Raw genomic sequence first — 14,236 nt, 5'->3', positions numbered from 1 at the left:
GCAGCGCTGGACGCGCAGGCGACCGATTAGACCGGGACAAGCGGCGACACCGCCAGCGCGATGCCGATGGCGAGCACCGGGTAGTCACGACGGTCGAAGGCAAGCGGCGGCAGCGTTGGGTTCCACGCGAAACAGCGGGCCCGCAGGGCGACCGAGAGCCGGTCAGAGCGGTCGAGCGTCCGTTCCAGCGACCGGACGGCGAGTAGCCGAGCACGGTCCCACAGCGGGCGGGCCTCGCCGCCACGGGCGTGGATCGCATCGCGCACCTCGCGAACGTCAGCGAGCACCAGCGGGAACAACCGGACGACGAGCGCCATCCCGATGCCGAGAATCTGGCCGGGCTTCCCGGGTACCAGACGCTGGACCGCCGCCCGGGTGTCCCGGACCGGCGTCGACGTGAGGTAGGCGGCGCTGACGAGCAACACCGGAAGGATGCGCCCGACGTGCAACGCCGAGCGCAACGCCGGGTCGACCCGAAACCACGGTGGACCGAGCGCCACGCCAGCGACGAACGGGGCCACCGCCAGCACGGCAAGGACGACCCGATAGGAGCGCAGGACGGCCAGCGGCGAGAGTCGCGCCGCCGCGAGCGTGCCCAGCGCGAACGCGGTCGTCCCGATAAGCCACGGGAGCGTGGGGTGCGCGACCGCGGCAATAGCGAGCCCGAACTGGACCAGCAGCTTCGACCGCGGGTCCAGCCGATGCGCGAACGTCGCGCCGGGTCGGTAGCTCAACATCGCGGGTCTCGGATGCCGAGGTCCGGAAGGGCATCAAGCGCTTCGGCTGGCGACGCGTCGAGAACGACGTCCCCCGCGTGCAGCGCGACGAGGCGGTCGGCCCGCTCGTGGAGGTCCCGGAGGTCGTGTGTGACGACGATGACGCCTGTGCCATCAGCGACCAGCGCGTCGAGGTGGTCAAGCACTGACTTCCGTGCCGGCCAGTCGAGCCCGACAAGCGGTTCGTCAAGCACGAGATAGTCCGGCTCCATGGCGAGTGCCCCGGCGATGGCGACACGGGCTTGTTCGCCGCCGGAGAGGGCGTCAATACGGCTCTCAGCGGCGTCACCGAGGTCGACAGCGTCGAGCGCCGTTTCGACTCGGCGGTCGATTTCGGCCCTGTCGAGCCCGAGGTTTTCCGGACCGAAGGCCACGTCAGCCGCCACGGTCGCAGCGACGAACTGGTCGCGGGGGTGCTGGAACACCATCCCGATACGTGTCCGGGCGACGACGGGGTCGTCCGTCACGTCGGTCCCGTCGACGGTGACCGTGCCGGTGTCGGGCGTCAGCAGAGCGTTGAGATGCCGGACGAGCGTCGTCTTGCCGCTCCCGTTCGGGCCGACGAGCAGACAGTACTGACCATCAGGTATCGACAGCGTGACCCCGTCAAGAACATCGACATCGCCGTACCGATAGCGCAGGTCGCTGACCTCGATCATCGACCGGCGAGATACCCACCCTGCACGATGGCGATCGCGATACCGAGCTTCAGGAGGTCAAACGGGATGAACGGAGCCATGGTAGCCGCGGCGCGGGCGAACGGCAGTCCGGTGACCACTGCCATCCACGGGATGCCGATTGCATATACGACGGCAACCGCTGCGGTGAGCGCGACGACCTGTATCAGGACAGAGAGGTTAGCGACCGGTTTCGGCGCCAGGCTCCGGTGTGCGATAGCGCCAGCGACGACCGCACCGACGAGGAAGCCGACGAGGAAGCCGCCGGTCTTCCCGGCAATGACATACCCGATACCTGCGGCCCCGTTCGAGAACACCGGAGCGCCGGCGATACCGACCAGCAGGTACAACAGGAGAGCGACGCCGCCCCACAGCGGCCCCAGAAGCAGGCCGGCGAAAAACATCCCGAACGGCTGCAGCGAGAACACTACCGGTCCGATCGGGATAGATAGCTGTGCGAGCGCCGCGGTCAGCGCCGCGAGCAGCACCGCCTTCGTGAACCAGCCCACAGTGTCGTCATCGACAAGGTCGACGGATTGCTCTGTTGCCATGGGTCTCCCTCTCTCGTCAACTGAAATATAGCCAGTGGTTCACGGAGCGCGTTTCCGCTGGCTGCCCGCGTCGCTCACTCGGCCGGCGAGACGCGCACAAGCACGTCGTCGCGCTCCCGCGGGAAGCCGTCGCCGGCGCGCCCGTCGCGGTTCGACGTGACGAGGAACAGCCCGCCGTCCGGTCCCTGCTCGACGTGGCGAATCCGACCGAGTTCGTCGGCCAGCAGGGAGTGGGTCGTCGCGGTGTAGGCGTCATCGGTCCAGTCCGCATCGTACACCTCGGCGTCAGCACCCGGTGGCAGGTCCGCACCGGCCGGTGTCAGCGTCGTTACGAGGAGTTTTTGGCCCTTCAGGCCGCCAGTAAGCAGTCGGTTCCGGAGCGAGGGCACGGCATCACCGGTGTAAAACAGCGAGCCGGCGGGTGCCCACCCGCCAGTGTTGCCCGTGTTGGCGAGCGGCCGGCGGACTTCGGGGTCAGCATCGAGGTATTCCGCGTGCTTGCGAGTGTCGGGCCAGCCGTAGTAGCCCCCAGCTTCGAGGCGATTGAGTTCGTCCCGTCCGGTCGGCCCGTGTTCGGAGGCGACGAGCGTCCCGTCGGGGAGCCAGGCCAGTCCCTGGGGGTTCCGGTGGCCGTAGGTGAACACCCGCGGGTCTCCGCCCAGATCCGGGTTCCCGGGCGCAGGGTCGCCCGCAGGCGTCACGCGAAGGACCTTCCCGCCGAGCGAGTCGGTGTCCGCGGACAGTTCGCCGTCGCCCGCGTCCCCCGTCGTGATCCAGAGGTAGTTCTCGGGGCCGAACGTGAGCCGCCCGCCGTTGTGTATCTTGCTCCCGGGAATGTTGTCGACGAGGACGGACTCCGTGGCGGCCGGGTCCTCGGCCGACACGTCCATGGCCACGACCCGGTTGACCCGCTCGTCGTCGGTCATCGTGGTGTAGTAGACGTACACCACCGGCGGATCGGGATACGTCGGGTGTGCGGCGACGCCGAGCGTGCCGCCCTCACCGCCGGTGACCCACCAGCCGTCATCGCTCGATTCCGCGTCGATGACCTCCGCCGGCTCGGTGACTGTTCGGACGCTGCCGTCCACGAACGAGAGGACGCGACCGACCCGTTCGGTGAGAAACAGCGTGCCATCGGCGGCAAACGAAAGGTCCCACGGAATTTCGAGGTCCTCGATGAGTGGTTCGGTGGCGAGCGGTGTGTCCGTCGGCGACGTGGTCGGGGCCGTCCAGTCGGTGTCGGGTGACTGGCGACGCTCGTGGCCAAGGGATACGTCGTAGCGGTCTAGCGCCCGAGTCGGGCCTGCCGCCGTTGTGGTTGTTGGCGTCGGGTCCGGGGGCTCCGTCTGTGTCCCGGACTCACCGCGACAACCGGCCAGCGCGGTCGCCCCGACAGTTGCGAGTGCGGCGAGATACTGGCGGCGAGACCGGCCGTCCCGGCACGATTTTCGCATAGATTTCACTGCAGAGCAAGGAAGAATAAAGATGTCGGAGACAGCCGGATTAGCGAGCGGCAGCCGCGACGCGTTCTTTCTCTTCTTTCTGGTTGACCGCGTAGGCCTGAACGTCGTCGTTAGCAGCACCGATGAGCTGCTGTGCGAGCGCCTCGGCAGCACTCGTGGTGGTCTTGAACGAGCCACCGTACACGCCCTCGGCGATGAACTTCAGGGCCTGGTCGACACGGCGCTGTGGCGCGACGTCGACAGCCTTCGGGACCGAGATGCCACCGTATTTCAGGCGGACGGTCTCCTCTCGTGGGGCGCTGTTCTCGACAGCACTGACGAGTACCTGAATCGGGTTCTCGTCGGTGCGCTCGTGAACGATTTCGAACGCCTCAGTGACGATGGAGGTCGCAAGCTGTTTCTTGCCCGTGTTTTCGTCAGTCTGCATCAGGCGGTTGATCAGCCGCTCGACGATGCTGATCTCGCTTTTCTTGAACTGCTTGTCCGCGTGACGCCCCATCGTATGGGCGATCGGCGTGACAGTGATGTAGCGCTCGGTCGAGGGGTCGGAGTACTCGATGTCCGTGATCTCCCACTCGCCGAACAGCTTCGCACGGGCCGTCTCCGGCTCGCCTTCCTCAGCCTCGTCAGCGTCAGCCTCAGGTGTGTCTTCGGCACTCATGGTTATCGGACCGGTTTCTCCGCGTTCCCGCGAACGAGTTCAATGAGAGAGACACCGTTGACTTTCTCGACCTTGTAGTTAACACCGGAGAGGTCGCCCATCGCGCGGCCCTTCGCCCCGCCGATACCCGCGATCGTGACCTCGTCGTGCTCGTCAATGAAAGAGATAGCGCCGTCACCGGGACAGAACGCGGTGACCTGCTTACCGTTCTTGATGAGCTGGACGCGGACACACTTCCGGATAGCGGAGTTAGGCTGCTTGGCCTCGATTCCGACTTTCTCCAGTACGATACCTCGTCCCTGGGGCGCACCCTCGAGCGGGTCGGACTTCTTGCCCAGGCCGCGTTCGCGACGCGCGTAGTCAGTGTCGGACCACCGGTGTTTCTGGCGGTCCTTCTTGAGCTTGCGCGCGGCGTACTTGCCGTTCGCCATAGTAGGCACTGGTACCTTTCGGAGGTACTTAAGACTCCTCTTTCGGACTCAGCCGGTAGCGTCGGCGTGTGTGGCGTTCTGTGCCATAGACCGGTGAAAAGTGCGGCAGATAACGCGAGGGGAGGGCCACGAGAACGAGAAAGGAGCGGTCAGCACGGTGTTTCAGCCGGGATAAGGTGTCACGTAGCACTCCCGCCGTCCGTCGGGAACCCGCTCTCCACAACCTCGCCCCCGCGCTGGAGTCGACTGACACTATCGGTGGTAACCACTTCGATGGAGTGATAGCCTGAATTGGCAAGGCAACTCACAGCCGCATAGCCGACAGTCTGCACGCCAGAAGCCACAGGTCCCGGTGCCACAAGCCCGTCAAACAGAGGAGACAGCACGCGTGTGCGGAATCAGGTGTGATAACTGGGCAGGTGGTTTCTAGTACCGGCGCTTGAGTTATTCAGACAGACCTGCCGTAGTAGCTATGAAACTTGAACAACGTCTCCCAGATGTCGTCCGGCAAACGTATCTCCGGAAGCTGGCGCTTATCATTCTCTGTATCGCCCTGCTCGTTGCAGGTGTTAGCGTCACCGCGGAGCGGACGGTTGCAGACGAACTGACAGAACAGCGCGAGAACGAACTACAGACCGGGGCCGTCCAGACAGCCACAACAACGGCTGACTGGGTTCGGAGCCAGCGAAACGCCGCGCGAACCCTCTCGACGCTGTCCGACGTTCAGGAGGGGAGTCCGACGATGATCCGCGGCGCGTTACAGCGGCAAGCGTTCTACCAGCCGGAGTCGGTGTACGCCATCCACTACGTCAATGAAGAGACCCTAGAGATCAAGGAGTCGTCGCTGAGCGACCGACGGGAGACGTCGCTCCGGACGGATGACTTCGCGTGGGAGGGCGGGAGCCTCTCGGTCACCGGGTCGAACTCGGTCGATATGTCGAAAGTGTACACCTACGATGGGGGGAAGTACATCGCCTTCGCGAGCCCGGTCGCCCGAAGCGACAAACTGGTCGTCGTGGTCCACAACGTGACCGCACGGACGGCCCAGTTCCGCAACTCCATCGAGGGCGGTGAAACGCGGATCGTCCGACAGGACGGGACGGTCCAGTTCGCCGAGGACGCCTCGACCATCGGCACGCAGTACAACGTCTCCGCCAACCTGAGCGCACTTACAACAGGAGACAGCGGCGTGGCCCGGAGCGGGCCGTACCTGGTCGCCGCAGAGTCTGTCGATGACACGCCGTGGATCGTCGTCAAGCAGGCCCCAAAATCGACCGCCTTCGCACTGCGTGACAGTATTATCGGGAGTTTCATCGCCATCATCGGTGTTTCACTGGCCGGGTTCGCCGTCATCGGCGTGGTCGTCGGTCGTGGCATCATGCAGTCGCTCAGACGGCTCTCGACGCAGGCAGAAGCCCTTGCAGTAGGGAACTTCGACACTGATATCGAACAATCTGACCGCCTCGACGAGGTCGGCGACGTCCAGAACGCCTTCTACGAGATGAAGACCTATCTCGACACTGTCGCCGCACAGGCCGACGCGCTCTCCCGACAGGCGTTCGACGACCCGGCGCTCGACAAGGACGTGCCCGGCCAACTCGGCGCGTCGCTATCGAGCATGCACGGGAATCTTGAATCGTTCATCAGCGACCTCGAACAGGCCCAGCAGGAGGCCGAAGAGTCCAAAGCAGAGGCAGAAGAGATAGCAGGAACGCTCGAACAGCAGGCCGAGGAGTTCTCGGCCGTCATGCGGCAGGCAGCCGACGGCGACCTCACCCAGCGCCTCGACACCGACACGGACAACGACGCGATGGCCGACATCGCCGCTGCGTTCAACGATATGCTCGCTCAGCTCGGCCAGACGGTCATGCGAATCCGGGAGTTCGCCGACGACGTCGACGGCTCCGCCGACCAGATCACCGCAAGCGCTACTGAGGTCCGTGGCGCAAGCGAGGAGGTCAGCGAATCCGTGCAGGAGATCGCCGATGGGGCGGAAACGCAGTACGAGAACATCGAGGAAACGGTCGATGAGATGTCAGGCCTCTCCGCGACGGTCGAAGAGGTCGCAGCACAGGCCAACGAAGTCGCGACCACATCGAGCGAAGCTGCCGAGATCGGCGAGACCGGCAGCGAGCGCGCATCGGAGGCCATCGAAGTGATGAACGACATCGAGACGCGAGCAGACGAAACAATCGACCGCGTCGAGTCCCTCGACGAAGAGATGGAGCAGATCGGCGACATCGTCGACCTCATCGACGACATCGCCGAACAGACCAACATGCTCGCTCTGAACGCCTCCATTGAGGCCGCGCGGGCCGGTGAAGCGGGTGAAGGGTTCGCCGTCGTCGCCGACGAGATCAAAGGCCTCGCACAGGAGACGACCGAAGCCACCGAGGAAGTCTCGACGGTTATCGAAGATGTGCAGGACACCACCGGTGACGCCGTGACCGACATCAGACAGATGGGCGACTCCGTCACGGACGGCATCGATACCGTTGACGACGCCATCGAGTCGCTTGAGGCCATTGTCGACCGCGTCGAGGAGGTCAACGACGGTATTCAGTCCATCAGCGACGCCACTGACGAACAGGCTGCGACGACGGAGGAAGTGGTGGCGATGACCGACGAGGTCGGGACAATCAGCGAGGAAACCGCGTCCAGCGCCGAGAACGTCGCCGCCGCCGCGGAGGAACAGACCGCGACAATCAACGAAGTCACCAGCGGCATCGAATCCCTGTCGGACCAGGCCGGCGACCTCAGCGAACTCCTGCAGACGTTCGACGTCGATAGCGGAACCACACACAGCGATACCGACGTGTACGAGCACGACGCGTCGGATGTCTCAGTTGGCGACGACTGAGCACGATCTTCTGTTTCACCTGTCACTTACAGTTTCGGTTCGGTACTCGACGCGAACCACTGATACAGACCGTAGCCACCGAATAGAATCCCGATACAGGCACCGAGGCCAGAGCCGATATCCTGTCGCTGACTGAACCGGACAAAATAAAAGAGCGAGATTAGTCCGCCGCCGGTAAGTGAGTATATCGGTGACGCGACCAGTCCCTCGACGAGACTGGAGGCTACCAGCAACACGAACATCGCCAGCATAAATGTGCCTTCAAGTACGGACGGCGGGTCCCCCAAAACGTGTGCGTGATACAGGTAAATTCCGACGATAGTCAGCGGAGCTAGCAGGTCGCCACCGTCTGGACGCCGGAGTTCGGGCATGGCCGTCAGTTCACAGCCGATGAAAAAAGTGATTCCCATTAGTCACCGCATCGACTGTCCGAGTAAGCGGGTCCGTGGTCCCGCTCGAATCGCCCCGCTCAGGTCAGTTCGATGCCGTCGATTTCGAAGTGCCGCTTGGCCAGTTGCCGGGCAGCATCGATGTTTCGCCCGTCGCGCCCGATAGCGGCCCCGCGGTCCTCTTGTGCCACTTCGACGTAGGCGACGGTGTCGTCGTTCTCCGAGACGGTGACGTTGTACACCGCGGCTGGCGCGAGCGCGTTGGCCACGAAGTCCTCAGCCGTCTCGGCGGCTTCGACGAGTTTGACCTCGCGGCCGAGGCGCTCCTCGACGCGCTCGACCGTCTGGCCGCCCGGGCCGATGGCGTCGGCCATCTCCCCACGTTTGATCAGATACACCACCTGATCGTGGTCCTCATCGACGACGCAATCCCGGACGGTGACGGCTGCCTCGTCCTCGAAGAGGGCGACCAGTCGACGTGCTTCGTCCGAGAGTTCGACCCGCATCAGTCCTGGGTCGTACCCATCCGGAGGTTGACGTCACCGGTGCCGAGTTTGATCGGCTTCCCGACAATGACGTTCTCCGTGACGCCGTCGAGTTCGTCGACCTCGCCGTGGATGGCGGCGTCGAGCAGGTGATTGACCGTCACCTCGAACGCTGCACGGGCGAGCACGGAGTCTTTCGACCCCGAGATGCCGTGGCGGCCGATGGACTCGATGGTCCCCTCGTTGGTCATGATGTCGGCCACGAGCATCAGGTGCCGGACGTTCACGTCGTCGAGCCCCTGCTCTTCGAGCGTGTTCATCGTCTCGTTGATAAGCGTCTCGCGGGCCGCTTCGACACCGAGTTCCCGGTAGATCTCGTGGATGTTGTTACACGTTGTCCGGGAGGCGTCGACGCCCTCGATGTCCAGCACTTCGCCGAAGTCCGACCCCTCGGTGTAGAGGACAAACTCCTCGCCGTTGTCGGTCTCCTCTTTGCGGATAACGACGCGGGTGATCTCCTCGATTCCCTTGAAGACGATCTCCCGAAGCTCCTCGACCAGTTGCAGCAGGTCGCGGTAGCTGGGTTCCTCCGGCCCGAACTCGATGACCGTGCCGGCCTGCCGGGTCGAGACGCCGAGGTTCGACTCGATTGTCTCAGCGATCTCCTCGGCGATGGCGTCCGTGTCGTTGACAGTCGGCCATCGCTCCAGCAGCGTGTCCTCGTTGAGGTCGATCTCGACGAGCATGTCTGCGACGTTCGTCGAGATGTCACCCAGCGCGAGGATGCGCGTCGCCTCGATCTTCCAGACGACCTCGTGGGCGCGTTCGCGGTCCGTCGCGTACTCCTCGTCTAAGTGGACCGTCATCATCGGCGTGTCCGGCGTCTTCCGGGCGTCCACCAGCTCGATGAGCCGTGGCAGGCCCTGTGTCACGTCGATCTCGGCGACCCCCGCATAGTGGAACGTGTTCATCGTCATCTGCGTTCCCGGTTCGCCGATGGACTGGGCTGAGACGGTTCCGACCGGGTCCAGCGGGTCGACGCGCGTGTCGAGGTAGCGAGTCTCGACAGCCTTGGCGATGCGGTCGGCGTCGTCGACGCCGACGCCGCGGTCCTCGATAGTGCTGTACACTTCGTCTTTCAGCCGTCGCGGCAGCTCAGTGTCCTCGACGACGGCTTCGATGTCTGCTGATACGTCGTGTGCTGTCATTGTTAGTCGTCACCCTCGGCCATCCACCAGTCGTCCGCGTGTTCCGAGAGGTTGGTCCGCTCGGTGCGGGTCCCGAGGAAGCTCTCTTTCTGTTTCTCGCTCTCGAACTCCTCGTCGAGGACGCTGTCGGCGATCTGATCGACATCCACGATGTCGCCGTCCTGATTCGAGGACACGTCGACCGGCGACGTGCCGTCCTCGCCGAACTCGAACTGGACGATGGTGTCCGAGGTGTCCCGGACAGTTCCGTCGTACTGGGTTTCGAGTTCCGAGAGGGCGTTGATGAGGCGGCGCTGCAGGTACCCGGACTTCGACGTCCGGACAGCCGTATCGACAAGCCCCTCGCGGCCACCCATCGCGTGGAAGAAGAACTCCTTCGGGCCGAGCCCGGAGCGGTAGGAGGCCTCCACGAAGCCGTGGGCGTCCGCCGACAGGTCGTTCTCCTCGAAGTGGGAGAGGGTGCGGTTCTCGTAGCCGCGGTTGATCCGCTCGCCACGGACTGCCTGCTGGCCGACACAGCCGGCCATCTGGGTCAGGTTCAGCATCGACCCACGCGCACCGGATTCGGCCATGATGACGGCCGGGTTGTCCTCGCCGAAGTGGTCCTCGGCGATGTCACCGGCGGAGTCACGTGCCTTGCCCAGCGTCTGCATGATCTTCATTTCGAGCGTCTCGTCGACGGTCCGACCGGGCAGCGATTCGAGTTCGCCGCGGTCGTAGGTCTCGATGAGTTCCTCGACGCGGTCGTACGCGCTGTCGATGGCGTCGTTGATCTGCTCTTCGGCTTCCCGCGGGATGGACTCGTCGTCGATGCTAATCGAGAACCCGAAGTGCATGATCGACCGCATCGCCAGCGCCGAGACCTCGTTGACGAGAATCCGGGCACGGGTCCGCGAGTAGTCCTTGGCGATGGTGTCGACGATTTCGCCGCCGAAGGCACCGACGGCGTCCTCGTCGATAGTGCCGCCGGTCATCTGGCCGTCCTCGACGACGACAGTGTCGCCAGCAGAGGACGTGAACTCCAGATTCAGGTCGTCCGGCAGCAGCTCCGAGAACAGCGAGCGGCCGGTCCAGTACTCCTCGCCGCCCTCGTCGACGCCGTCGGCCTCGGGCAGTTCGTCGATGCGGGTCGCCCGGAGCAGGTCAAGCGCCTGCGTCTCATTGAACTTCGGATTGGTGTGAGTCAGCAGGTAGGTCCCGCTGATGTGGTCCTGAATCGCCCCGATGATGTTCTCACCGAAGCGCGGGGAGAGCATCTGTTCCTGCACGCGCATGAGGACGCGGGCCTCGGCCCGGGCCTCCTCATTCTGGAGGGCGTGCATATTCATCTCGTCCCCGTCGAAGTCAGCGTTGTACGGCGGACAGACCGTCGTGTTCAGCCGGAACGTCTTGTACGGCATTACGACGACCTCGTGGGCCATGATGGACATCCGGTGCAGCGACGGCTGGCGGTTGAAGATGATGATGTCGCCGTCGACCAGATGGCGGGACACTTCCCACTCCGGTTCGACCTTCTCCGCGAGTTCCTCGCAGTTCTTCTCGGTCACCTTCAGTCGGCGACCGTCTGGCCGCTTGACGTAGTTTGCGCCGGGGTGGGCTTCAGGCCCGTTGGAGACGTACCGTCGCGCTTCCGCAAGGTTGCGCTCGGTGACGTTCATCGTCTGGGTCATCTCCTTGGCGACCCGGTCCGGCACACCGACCTCGTTCAGCGAGAGCGTCGGGTCCGGCGAGATGACGGTACGAGCGGAGAAGTTCACGCGTTTCCCGGACAGCGAGCCACGGAATCGGCCTTCCTTGCCTTTCAGGCGCTGGGAGAGGGTCTTCAGCGGCCGGCCGGAGCGGTGTCGCGCCGGCGGCGTGCCCGAAATCTCGTTGTCCATGAAGGTGGTGACGTGGTACTGGAGCAGTTCCCAGAGGTCCTCGATAATCAGCTGTGGCGCACCCGCCTCACGGTTCTCCATGAACCGCTGGTTGATGCGGATGATGTCCACGAGCTTGTGGGTGAGGTCGTCCTCGGAGCGCTGGCCGTTGTCCAGCGTAATCGAGGGGCGAGCGGTCACCGGCGGCACCGGCAGCACCGTCAGAATCATCCATTCCGGTCGGGAACGGGCCGGCTTCATCCCCAGCACTTCGATGTCCTCGTCCGGGATGTCCTCAAACCAGTCCCGGATATCGCTGGGCATCAGCTTGTTCATGTCCTCCTCGGTCAGGTCGACCGACAGCGCCTTCTCCAGAGCGCGGCGGTCTTCCTGACGGGGCCGGAACTCGCCGCTGAGTATCTCCTGAACACGGCTGCTGTCGATGCCGGTTTCTTCGGAGAGGTCGATCGGCGAAATCGGCTCTTCGGACTCCTCCATCGCGGCGGCGATCCGCTCGGGGTAGTCCGAGGCCAGCACGTCCTGCACCTCGTAGTAGGTGGTCGGCTTCTCGTGTTTGATGTCGTACTGCTTCTCGCCACAGAACGGACAGCGGTCCTTCTTACGGGCCTGCCGGATGGCGGCCTTGGTCACGTCGTTGAGGTCGCGACCGAGGTCCTGGGTCCGGGTCAGTCGGTCAGCGAACTCATCGCGCTCGTGCTCGTCGAGACAGAGCCGGGAGCACTCCCGGCAGGTCCCGCGCAGGAGTCGGCGGATGAGCTTCGCGAACCCGACGTGGATAACGGGTGCGGCGAGTTCGATGTGGCCGAAGTGGCCGTTACACGACCCGCTGTGTTTCCCACAGGTCTTGCACTCTAGACCGGGGTCGATGACCCCGAGTCGTGGGTCCATCAGCCCCATGTCGATAGGGAAACCGTCGTCGTCGTACGTGTCGGCCGTAATCACTTTGGTGGCCGACATTTCTCGGTACTCCTCTGGGTCCATCAGCCCGAAGCTGAGCTGACCGATTTCCTGGGGTGTCTGTTGTGAACTCATACTGCGTCCTCCAGTTCGATCCGCGGGGCGATTCCGAGCGCCTTCATCTCGTCAAGCAGGAGCTTGAACGCGTAGGACATCTCGACCTCGTGGATGTCGGTCTCCTCCTCACAGTTCGGACAGTAGATGCGCCGTTGCTCGACGTTCTCGACGGCGGTCATCCCACACTGTCCACAGACGTTGATCCACTCGCGGTCGGACTCATCGAGCAGGCGCTCCTTGAGCGCCATCGCCGCACCATGCCCGATGAGCACGTCCCGTTCCATCTCACCCACACGCAGGCCACCTTCGCGGGCGCGCCCCTCGGTCGGCTGGCGGGTGAGGACCTGCACCGGCCCGCGTGAACGGGCGTGCAGCTTGTTCGAGACCATGTGGTACAGCTTCTGGTAGAAAATATCGCCGACGAAGATCTCCGCGTCGATCTTTTCGCCGGTGACGCCAGAGTACATCGTCTCCTTGCCGCTGGAGTCGAAGCCGTGCTCTTCGAGTGAGCCCCGGAGTTCCTCCTCGTCCTCGCCGGTGAAGGCGGTACCGTCGACACGGCGGCCTTCGAGCGCACCGACCTTTCCGCCAATCATCTCAAGGATGTGGCCGACGGTCATCCGCGACGGCAGTGCGTGCGGATTGATGATGAGGTCCGGGACGACACCCTCCTCGGTGAAGGGCATATCCTCTTGCGGGGCGATGTGGCCGACGACACCCTTCTGGCCGTGCCGTGACGCGAACTTGTCCCCGAGTTCGGGGATGCGTTCGTCACGCACTGAGACCTTCGAGAGCTTCGAGCCGTCTTCGCCTTCCATCAGTGTGACCGTGTCCACGACGCCAGATTCGCCCGAGCGCATCGTCACGCTCGTCTCCCGGCGTTTCTGCGGTGAGAGACCGCCCATGTCGTCAGGCTCTTCGAGGAACCGGGGCGGACTGGTCTTGCCGAGCAGGACGGCGTTCTCGCCGACCTTCGTTTCGGGGTTGACGAGGCCGTCGTCGTCGAGGTGCGTGTACGCTTCCTCGCCGCGAGCGCCGCGGACCTCGTCGTCGGGAATCTCGAAGCGGTCCTCCTGACCGCCGGGGTAGCGCCGTTCCTCGCCCTCGTACGTGCGGAAGAAGTGTGAGCGGGCGAGCGCGCGGTCGACCGACCCCTGGTTCATCACGAGCGCGTCCTCGATGTTGAACCCCTCGTAGCTCATGACGGCAACGACGAAGTTCTGTGCCGCCGGGCGGTCGTCGTAGCCGATCTGTTCGGTGGTCTGGGTCTTGACCATCGACAGCTGCGGGTAGTGCAGCAGGTGCTGGCGCGTGTCCGGACGAATACGGTAGTTCGCCGACGGCAGGCCAAGCGACTGCTTGATCATCCCCGACCCCATCGTAATACGGGGTGAAGCGTTGTGCTCGGGGTAGGGAATCATCCCGGCACCGATACCGAACATCAGCTGCGGGTCGACTTCCAGGTGCGTGTGGTTTTCGGTGAGTTCGTCCTCGTCGACACCGACGAGGATGTCCTCTTCCTCCTCAGCGTCGATGAACTCGACGAGGCCGCGTTCGACGAGCTCCTCGAATTCGAGCTCGCCGTTTTTCACCTGCTCGACCTCCTCGTCGGTCATCAGCGGTTCGCCGTCCTCGACGACCAGCAGCGGGCGTCGGGCACGGCCGGCGTCGGCGTTGATGATGACTTCCCCGGTCCGGTTCTTGACCGAGACGTTGACCATCTGGGAGACGTCCCCCCGTCGTCGCGCCTGTCGTACCTGTTCTGCGAGCTGTTCCGGGTCGGGATGTGTCCCGACCAGACTACCGTTTACGTATACTTTGGCTTCGCGTCCCTGACTCAT

At 64.1% G+C, this 14,236-nt stretch carries 12 protein-coding genes; 1 reads left to right on the top strand and 11 read right to left on the bottom strand.

Translation table 11 applies throughout. From position 1 onward, the window contains the following. Positions 1-26 precede the first annotated feature (26 nt). The 6 genes from AV059_RS08980 to AV059_RS08955 all read right to left on the bottom strand — a co-directional run bounded on the left by AV059_RS08980 (position 27) and on the right by AV059_RS08955 (position 4,559). Entirely contained in the window at positions 27-737 is a 711-nt protein-coding gene (locus tag AV059_RS08980; RefSeq protein ID WP_058994053.1) for an energy-coupling factor transporter transmembrane protein EcfT, read from the bottom strand. After that, the gene (locus tag AV059_RS08975) at positions 731-1,435 is read right to left on the bottom strand and encodes an energy-coupling factor ABC transporter ATP-binding protein (protein ID WP_058994051.1); all 705 of its coding nucleotides are present in this window, start codon (positions 1,433-1,435) and stop codon (positions 731-733) included. The genes AV059_RS08980 and AV059_RS08975 overlap by 7 nt, the downstream gene beginning before the upstream one ends. Beyond that, complete coding sequence (locus AV059_RS08970; RefSeq protein WP_058994050.1) at positions 1,432-2,004, bottom strand: biotin transporter BioY; 573 nt, start codon at positions 2,002-2,004, stop codon at positions 1,432-1,434. The genes AV059_RS08975 and AV059_RS08970 overlap by 4 nt, the downstream gene beginning before the upstream one ends. Before the next feature lie 74 nt (positions 2,005-2,078). Continuing rightward, positions 2,079-3,458: a PQQ-dependent sugar dehydrogenase gene (locus AV059_RS08965; RefSeq protein ID WP_058994048.1), complete on the bottom strand. Its 1,380-nt coding sequence runs from the start codon at positions 3,456-3,458 to the stop codon at positions 2,079-2,081. A 49-nt stretch (positions 3,459-3,507) separates the two neighbouring features. Then, positions 3,508-4,128, bottom strand: a complete 621-nt coding sequence (locus tag AV059_RS08960) for a 30S ribosomal protein S7 (RefSeq protein WP_058994045.1) — start codon at positions 4,126-4,128, stop codon at positions 3,508-3,510. A 2-nt stretch (positions 4,129-4,130) separates the two neighbouring features. Further along, the gene (locus AV059_RS08955; RefSeq protein ID WP_004515440.1) at positions 4,131-4,559 is read right to left on the bottom strand and encodes a 30S ribosomal protein S12; all 429 of its coding nucleotides are present in this window, start codon (positions 4,557-4,559) and stop codon (positions 4,131-4,133) included. 472 nt (positions 4,560-5,031) lie between these two features. Between AV059_RS08955 and AV059_RS08950 the strand changes: the two genes are divergently transcribed. After that, complete coding sequence (locus AV059_RS08950) at positions 5,032-7,419, top strand: methyl-accepting chemotaxis protein (RefSeq protein ID WP_058994043.1); 2,388 nt, start codon at positions 5,032-5,034, stop codon at positions 7,417-7,419. Between the two features lie 26 nt (positions 7,420-7,445). On the opposite strand, the gene AV059_RS08945 is transcribed toward AV059_RS08950, so the two are convergent. The 5 genes from AV059_RS08945 to rpoB are packed head-to-tail and all read right to left on the bottom strand — an operon-like array spanning position 7,446 to position 14,236. Further along, the gene (locus AV059_RS08945) at positions 7,446-7,829 is read right to left on the bottom strand and encodes a hypothetical protein (RefSeq protein WP_228841771.1); all 384 of its coding nucleotides are present in this window, start codon (positions 7,827-7,829) and stop codon (positions 7,446-7,448) included. 59 nt (positions 7,830-7,888) lie between these two features. Then, complete coding sequence (locus tag AV059_RS08940; protein WP_058994039.1) at positions 7,889-8,314, bottom strand: NusA-like transcription termination signal-binding factor; 426 nt, start codon at positions 8,312-8,314, stop codon at positions 7,889-7,891. Beyond that, complete coding sequence (rpoA2, locus tag AV059_RS08935; RefSeq protein WP_058994038.1) at positions 8,314-9,501, bottom strand: DNA-directed RNA polymerase subunit A''; 1,188 nt, start codon at positions 9,499-9,501, stop codon at positions 8,314-8,316. Before rpoA2 ends, AV059_RS08940 begins: the two co-directional genes overlap by 1 nt. A 2-nt stretch (positions 9,502-9,503) precedes the next feature. Continuing rightward, positions 9,504-12,413 (bottom strand): DNA-directed RNA polymerase subunit A', encoded by a 2,910-nt coding sequence (locus AV059_RS08930; protein WP_058994035.1) that lies wholly within the window; start codon positions 12,411-12,413, stop codon positions 9,504-9,506. Next, a complete protein-coding gene (gene rpoB / locus AV059_RS08925) occupies positions 12,410-14,236 on the bottom strand; it encodes a DNA-directed RNA polymerase subunit B (RefSeq protein WP_053969352.1) in 1,827 nt (608 codons plus the stop codon). The genes AV059_RS08930 and rpoB overlap by 4 nt, the downstream gene beginning before the upstream one ends.

Origin of the sequence: Haloarcula sp. CBA1127 (assembly GCF_001485575.1) — an archaeon.
In the GTDB taxonomy this organism is placed as follows: domain Archaea; phylum Halobacteriota; class Halobacteria; order Halobacteriales; family Haloarculaceae; genus Haloarcula.
This window is presented reverse-complemented; position numbering and strand designations above follow the sequence as displayed.

Bases quoted from the DNA above. Each gene is read 5' to 3' on its own strand.
- AV059_RS08980 (WP_058994053.1), bottom strand. From the start codon at position 737: ATGTTGAGCTACCGACCCGGCGCGACGTTCGCGCATCGGCTGGACCCG.
- AV059_RS08975 (WP_058994051.1), bottom strand. From the start codon at position 1,435: ATGATCGAGGTCAGCGACCTGCGCTATCGGTACGGCGATGTCGATGTT.
- AV059_RS08970 (WP_058994050.1), bottom strand. From the start codon at position 2,004: ATGGCAACAGAGCAATCCGTCGACCTTGTCGATGACGACACTGTGGGC.
- AV059_RS08965 (WP_058994048.1), bottom strand. From the start codon at position 3,458: ATGCGAAAATCGTGCCGGGACGGCCGGTCTCGCCGCCAGTATCTCGCC.
- AV059_RS08960 (WP_058994045.1), bottom strand. From the start codon at position 4,128: ATGAGTGCCGAAGACACACCTGAGGCTGACGCTGACGAGGCTGAGGAA.
- AV059_RS08955 (WP_004515440.1), bottom strand. From the start codon at position 4,559: ATGGCGAACGGCAAGTACGCCGCGCGCAAGCTCAAGAAGGACCGCCAG.
- AV059_RS08950 (WP_058994043.1), top strand. From the start codon at position 5,032: ATGAAACTTGAACAACGTCTCCCAGATGTCGTCCGGCAAACGTATCTC.
- AV059_RS08945 (WP_228841771.1), bottom strand. From the start codon at position 7,829: ATGGGAATCACTTTTTTCATCGGCTGTGAACTGACGGCCATGCCCGAA.
- AV059_RS08940 (WP_058994039.1), bottom strand. From the start codon at position 8,314: ATGCGGGTCGAACTCTCGGACGAAGCACGTCGACTGGTCGCCCTCTTC.
- rpoA2 (WP_058994038.1), bottom strand. From the start codon at position 9,501: ATGACAGCACACGACGTATCAGCAGACATCGAAGCCGTCGTCGAGGAC.
- AV059_RS08930 (WP_058994035.1), bottom strand. From the start codon at position 12,413: ATGAGTTCACAACAGACACCCCAGGAAATCGGTCAGCTCAGCTTCGGG.
- rpoB (WP_053969352.1), bottom strand. From the start codon at position 14,236: ATGAGTCAGGGACGCGAAGCCAAAGTATACGTAAACGGTAGTCTGGTC.